Genomic DNA, 6,032 nt, shown 5'->3' on the forward strand with positions numbered 1-6,032 from the left:
CCGGCCCCCTGGCGGGCCGCGTCCGCCCTGGCCAGTGACCGGGGCCGGGCGCCTGTCGTTGGCTCGGGCGGAGCCGGACCGCCCGGCCCTCGTGCCGGCGGCCGCTGCCGGTGCGTCGCTCTCTCTCGTGGCCCCGTCCTCGGCGGTGGGGTCCCGGTCGAGGAGGCCGCCATGTCCCAGGAAGCCGCGCCGGAGCGGGCCGTTCCCGAGCAGCCGGTGCCGCAGTCCGTACCCGAGCAGAAGGCCACCGGCGCCCCCAAGGGTCTGCTCCAGCAGATGGAGGAGCTCATGGCGGCCCTCTCCGCCGACCTCTCCCAGCTGGACGCCGACCTCCAGTCCTCGGCCGACCGACTCGAGCCCGACCAGCAGGAACACCATCGGATCGAGCCCGACCAGCAGGAACACCACCGGCACGAACCCCACCGCCACGAGCCCCACCGCCACGAGCCCGACCGGCACGAGCCCCACCGCCACGAGCCCGACCCGCACGAGCCCCACCGGCACGAACGCCAGGATCGTCCCGAGCGCCGCACGCCGGGCGATCACGGGCAGCCGGACGACCATCGCCGCGACCGCGCCGGCACCGACCGCCCCGGCGACGCCCGGCCGCTCCTCTAGACCCGCTGCCGCCCTTACGCTCCCGGCGGCTCGCCGGGTGCCGTTCACGTCGGGCCCCGCCCGGGGCCCGCGCGCCCGCGGGCGGGGTCGGGCGGGCGGGCCCGCTCCCCGTCCCGTACGGCGAGGCGCCGGAGCATCCCCCGCACCCGGTCGCTCGACTCGTCGGCGGCGTCGATGGCCTCGATGCACTGCCAGTAGAGCCCCTCCTCGTCGGTGGCGCAGGCCACCCCGACGAGCGCGATCCCCACTTCCCCGAGCAGTGCGCCCAGCGCGGTCAACGCCCCGCGCGGGTCGCCGACTTCGGTCAGGTGGGCCGCCCGGGGCCCGCCCGCCCCCCACACCGGGTACTCCCCGATCTCGCTCAGCCCCCGCGCGTCGCCCCGCAGTTCCATCGGCCCGCAGAGCGCGAGATGACTTCCTATCGCCTGGGCGAGCGCCTGGGCCTGCCAGGCCTCCGCCACGATGTTCTGTGCCGTTCCGCTCTCCGCCAGCGCGCGCCGGCCGAGTGTGATGAGTCGCTCCGCGTCCATCAACGCAGCCCCCGTTCGTACGACTTACTGCCCACTCATTCCATTACCCAGAGTGAGGCTGCCTGAGCCTCTACACCAGGGGAATTCGGAAATCTGTGGACAGGTGGCTCGACGGGGAAAAGCCGATCACTCCGAAGAGTGACGATCTCCGTCCGCATCACCTCCTCAGCCGCCGTCCGCGCCCCTTTCCCCGCCCTCGCCGCCGTCCGCGACCCTTGCTAGCCCTTGTCGCCGTCCGCGCCTCCTTCCCCGTCCCCACCGCCGTCCGCGACCCCTTCCTCGCTGCCCCCGGACCGCCGTCGGGCGGGAAAGCGGACCTCGTTGCGGTCGATCTTGGCCGCGAGGGCGGCCAGGGGGTCGACTCCGAGCACCTCGCAGAACTGGAGGAGATAGGCGAGCACGTCCGCCACCTCGTCGGCGACGCGGTGCGCCGACTCGGGGTCGTCCATCACCCGCTCCGCCTGCTCGGGCGTCAACCACTGGAAGATCTCCAGGAGTTCGGCCGCCTCCACGCTGAGCGCCGCCACCAGGTTCTTGGGCGTGTGGTACGGCTGCCAGTCGCGGGCGGCGGCGAACTCGGCCAGCCTGCGCTGCAGTCCCGCCACGTCAAGGTTGTTCGTCATCCGGTCAGGTCTACCACCGTCACCCCGGGTGTCCGCCGCGCCTCCCCCGCCGCTCGCTCCCCGACCGTCCCGGCGACCCTGATGTGCCCGTCGGCGGAGATGCCCACCGCGAGCCGGAGGAGCTCGCCCAGCTGGCGGCCGTCGAGGCCGCGGTCCAGGCCGTCGGCGAGCAGGGTGAGGCTCTGCATGGCGTCGGGCACCTCGGCGAGCCGGTCCATCGCCAGCACGCCGGGCCCGGTGAGGAGGGTGAGCGCAAGTGCCAGATAGCGGAGTTCGCCGTCGCCGAGCCGACCGAGCGGGGTCGCGGGCCTGCCGCCCCGCTCCAGGAACGCCCGTACCGTCCCCTCCGGGAGCTCCTGCACCCCGAGGCCGGTGACGGGTCCCGCGCAGCCCGCTCCCGCGACGGCCGCGAGGCGGAGGTGGCGGCGGGGGCAGTCGGTGTGGGTGCGGTGCAGGACCTCGGCGAGGTTGCCGCAGCCGCGCCGGAGCCGCCCCTCGCCCGGGGGTACGGGCGCTCGCATCCGCTCGGGCCGCGGATCGCAGGCGAAGGCGGACCTCAGCCCGATGACCACCTGTTCGGCGGCGGCCAGGACGTCCAGCTGCCCCGCCGTCTTGCCCGCCACGCGCAGCGGCAGGAGGGCCGTTCCGAGGAGGTCGTCGGGGAGCGGGGCGCGGGTGACGGGGGTGGCTCCGGCGGTGTGCCATTCGGCCTGGACGGTTCTGCGGCCCGGGTCCCGCAGGGCGGTGGCGAGGAGGGTGCGGCCGCGGCCGGTGAGCCGTTCGCCGACGATCCGCAGCCGGGGTTCCGCCTGGACGGCGAGGTCCAGGCGGACGGGGCCGGCCGGTCCGTCGACCGTGCACCCGATCCGGAAGCCGCGGCGGCCCTGGGCGTCGGGCCGGGCCCGCTCGGGGACGCAGTCGGCGGCGTCGGGGAACACCTCGTCGAGCGGGTCGCCCGCGCCGAGCCTGGCCAACGCCTCGTACGCCCGCAGGGTGGTCGACTTCCCGCTGCCGCTGGGACCGGCGAAGAGGGTGACCGGGCCGAGCGGGTGCGCGGCTCCGCGGTGACCGGCGAACGCCGACAGGCGCAGCTCGGTGACGGCGGGCCGGGCGGCGGGCCGCCCGGCCCCGGCCGCACCGCCGATCGGCCCGCGCGCTGCGGGGACGGAGAGGCGTGCGTCTGACGTGCTGGCGAGCGTGGCGCCGCCGGTGAGGTCCATGACCGGACCGTACGCAGGCCCTTCCGTGACGAACCGTTACGGCGAGATGACCTTCCTACGATCGGGGGACACCGGCGGTCCGGCCGCCCACGACACCCTCCTCGTCCTCGCCCTCCGAACCCTCCACCTCGGTGCCTGCCGGGGCGAGGAGGAAGACGTTCCGGTCGACGCGGTGCATGCCGCTGCCGAGCCCGAAGACGACACCGCTGCTGAAGTCGAGGATCCGCTTCGCGACCTCGGTGTCGGCGCTCGTCAGATCGAGGAGCACCGGGATCTGGGCGATGAGGTACTCGGCGACCTCACGGGCGTCGGCGAACACCTGTACCCGGAGCACCACCATGCGGCGCTGCTCGGCGGACTCGTACTGCTCGGGGATCGTGCGGTGATCTACCCTGGACGGCCATTCGTCACGTCCTCGCAGGGGCACGACCTGCGCCAGGCCCTCCCACTGCTCGTCGGTGACGTCGTACCTCTCGTACCTACTCATGGACACATCCTCCCGCCCCTCACCCGTTCGGCCCAACAACGACACGAGGTCGTGACCGGGCCGTGGCCTGCGCGGACCCGAAGTCACCCGGTCGGCCCACGCCACGACGGAGGGGCGGTTCCCCCGAAGCACCCCGGGAACCCGGGGGACTCCGTCAGGTGAAGCTCTTGGCGAGCCTGCGCAGCCCGTCCCTGATCTCGTCCGGCGAGTGGGTCGTGAACGAGAGGCGCAGGGAGCCCGGGTCCGGCTCGCCGCTGAAGAACGGGGCGCCCGGCACGTACGCCACCTCGTGACCGATGGCGGTCTTCAGGAGGGCGGTGGCGTCGTACCCCTCGGGCAGGGTCGCCCAGACGAACATGCCGCCCTCGGGCCGGTTCCAGCGGGCGCCCTCGGGCAGTGCGGCCGGGAGGCCTTCGAGCATCGCGTCCCGTCGCTCCCGGTAGGCGGCGCGCATGACGGCGACGTGCGCGTCGAGATCGCTGTCGCGCAGATAGCGGGCCGCGGCGGCCTGGTCGATGGTCGAGGTGTGCAGGTCGGCGGCCTGCTTGGCGATCACGCAGGCGCGGCGCAGCCCGGCGGGGGCGCGGAGGTAGCCGAGCCGGAGGCCGGGTGCCATGACCTTGGAGAACGAGCCGAGGAGGACGGTACGGTCGGCGGCCGCGGGGTCGGCGGCGATCCAGGGCACGTGCTCGCCCTCGAAGCGCAGCTCGCCGTACGGGTCGTCCTCGACGATCCAGAACCCGTGCCGCGCGGCGGCCTCGGCGACGGCGGTGCGGCGCTCGCCGGGCAGCGTGCGGCCCGTGGGGTTCTGGAAGGTGGGGATGACGTAGAGGAGGGTGGGCTTCTCGCGTGCCGCGATCTCGTCCAGTGCGGCCGGGACGATGCCCTGGTCGTCGGTGGGCACGGGGACGATCCGGGCGCCGGCGAAGCCGAAGGTCTGCAGGGCCGCGAGGTAGCAGGGGTCCTCGACGAGGACGACGGCGCCCGGCTCGACGAGGGCGGTGTTGAGGAGCGTGAGGGCCTGCTGCGAACCGGTGGTGACGAGCAGGTCGTCGGGGTCCGTGGCCAGCCCGCGGGCGGTGAGCCGGGCGGCGACGGCCGTCCGCAGCTCGGGGTCGCCCTCGGTGGTCGAGTACTGGAGCGCGTGCTGCGCGTTCTCCGCCAGGACCCGGTCGTACGCCGCCCGGATCCCCGGGACGTCGAACAGTTCGGGGGCGGGCAGGCCCCCGGCGAAGGAGATCACCTCGGGCCGCGCGGTGAGCGCGAGGATCTCGCGTACCGGCGACGACCCGACGTTCGCCAGCCGGCCTGCGGTCGCGGGAGGGGGCACGAAGGCGGCGCCGGCGGCGTTCGCGGGCGTCGGGGAGGCGGAAAGCATGGCCACAGCATATAGATGCGGCCGACGCTGTCCAGATGTCTCGATTCACCTTGCAGGACGCCGAGTTGGGGCTACTCCGCCGTAGTGGCGGCGGCCCGGCCGAGCGCCTTCCGGACGGCCGGTTCGTCGGCCGCGTCGGCCCAGACCGAGCGGACGTGGCCGAGGTGGCGGCGCATGCAGTCCTCGGCTCCGCGCGCGTCGCCGGCGATCATCAGGTCGAGGAGTTCGAGGTGCTCCTCGGCGGAGGAGACCAGCTTGCCCGCCTCGTCCAGGCCCGTCAGCCCGTAGAGCCGGGAGCGCTTGCGGAGGTCCCCCACGGTCTCCACGAGCCGTTCGTTGCCGGAGAGGGCGAGCAGCGCGAGGTGGAAGCGGCGGTCCGCCTCCAGATAGCCGATGAGGTCGTGGCTCCGGGCGCGGGAGACGATCTCCTCGGCGATCGGGCGGAGTGCCTCCAGCTGTTCCCGGTCGGCCGTCTCCGCGATGCGGCCGACCGTGGGGACCTCGATGAGGGTGCGCAGTTCGGTGTACTGGTCGAGGTCCCGCTCACTGACCTCGGTGATACGGAACCCCTTGTTTCGGACGGGCTCGACGAGGCCCTCCCGGGCCAGGTCGAGCATGGCCTCGCGGACCGGGGTCGCGGAGACGCCGAGGTCACCCGCGAGCCCGGGGGCCGAATAGACCTGGCCGGGGCGCAGTTCACCGGCGATCAGGGCCGCGCGGAGGGCGTGCCCGACCTGGTCGCGGAGCCGTTCCTGCGCCCTGACGAGACCGTACTGTTTCAGGTCACCCATCGTGCGTCCTCCGAGAAGTCACGGAGGAGCATCGTACAATGTCACGTTTCTCCGCCCGAGGTCAGAACGGGAACCCTCCCGGCGTCGGAGCAGAAACCCACCCGAGGTCAGAGCAGGAACCCCGCGGGGAAGGGATCGTGCGGGTCGAGGAAGTACTGTGCGGTGCCGGTGATCCAGGCGCGTCCGGTGACGGTGGGGATGATGGCGGGCTGGTCGCCGACCTGGGTTTCGGCGGTGATGCGGCCGGTGAACTCGGTGCCGATGAAGGACTCGTTGACGAAGTCGGTGTCGAGGGGGAGTTCGCCGCGGGCGTGGAGTTGGGCCATGCGGGCGCTGGTGCCGGTGCCGCAGGGTGAGCGGTCGAACCAGCCGGGGTGGATGGCCA

Annotated in this window: 8 protein-coding genes; 1 reads left to right on the forward strand and 7 read right to left on the reverse strand. The window is 73.7% G+C overall.

The annotated features are described in order from the left end of the window. The first annotated feature begins 171 nt into the window (after window positions 1–171). The gene (locus tag MRBLMG1_RS05610) at window positions 172–618 is read left to right on the forward strand and encodes a hypothetical protein (protein WP_367821340.1); all 447 of its coding nucleotides are present in this window, start codon (window positions 172–174) and stop codon (window positions 616–618) included. A 44-nt stretch (window positions 619–662) separates the two neighbouring features. Here the strand turns inward: MRBLMG1_RS05610 and MRBLMG1_RS05615 are convergent, their stop codons facing one another. From MRBLMG1_RS05615 to MRBLMG1_RS05645, 7 genes are all read right to left on the reverse strand, one after another. Further along, window positions 663–1,148: a DUF6099 family protein gene (locus tag MRBLMG1_RS05615; RefSeq protein ID WP_367821312.1), complete on the reverse strand. Its 486-nt coding sequence runs from the start codon at window positions 1,146–1,148 to the stop codon at window positions 663–665. Between the two features lie 218 nt (window positions 1,149–1,366). After that, on the reverse strand, window positions 1,367–1,771 hold the full coding sequence (locus MRBLMG1_RS05620; protein WP_367821314.1) for a nucleotide pyrophosphohydrolase: 405 nt from the start codon (window positions 1,769–1,771) through the stop codon (window positions 1,367–1,369). Then, a complete protein-coding gene (locus MRBLMG1_RS05625; RefSeq protein WP_367821316.1) occupies window positions 1,768–2,991 on the reverse strand; it encodes an ATP-binding protein in 1,224 nt (407 codons plus the stop codon). The genes MRBLMG1_RS05620 and MRBLMG1_RS05625 overlap by 4 nt, the downstream gene beginning before the upstream one ends. Window positions 2,992–3,046: 55 nt before the next feature. Beyond that, a complete protein-coding gene (locus tag MRBLMG1_RS05630) occupies window positions 3,047–3,478 on the reverse strand; it encodes a cell division protein SepF (protein ID WP_073906529.1) in 432 nt (143 codons plus the stop codon). 154 nt (window positions 3,479–3,632) lie between these two features. After that, complete coding sequence (locus MRBLMG1_RS05635; RefSeq protein WP_367821317.1) at window positions 3,633–4,856, reverse strand: PLP-dependent aminotransferase family protein; 1,224 nt, start codon at window positions 4,854–4,856, stop codon at window positions 3,633–3,635. Between the two features lie 71 nt (window positions 4,857–4,927). Then, window positions 4,928–5,647, reverse strand: coding sequence for a GntR family transcriptional regulator (locus MRBLMG1_RS05640; RefSeq protein WP_367821319.1), 720 nt, complete (start codon window positions 5,645–5,647; stop codon window positions 4,928–4,930). 107 nt (window positions 5,648–5,754) lie between these two features. Continuing rightward, window positions 5,755–6,032: proline racemase family protein (locus MRBLMG1_RS05645; protein ID WP_367821321.1), on the reverse strand; the 278-nt coding region annotated here is incomplete at its 5' end.

The sequence above is a fragment of the Streptomyces sp. LMG1-1-1.1 genome (genome assembly GCF_040815545.1).
GTDB lineage: Bacteria > Actinomycetota > Actinomycetes > Streptomycetales > Streptomycetaceae > Streptomyces.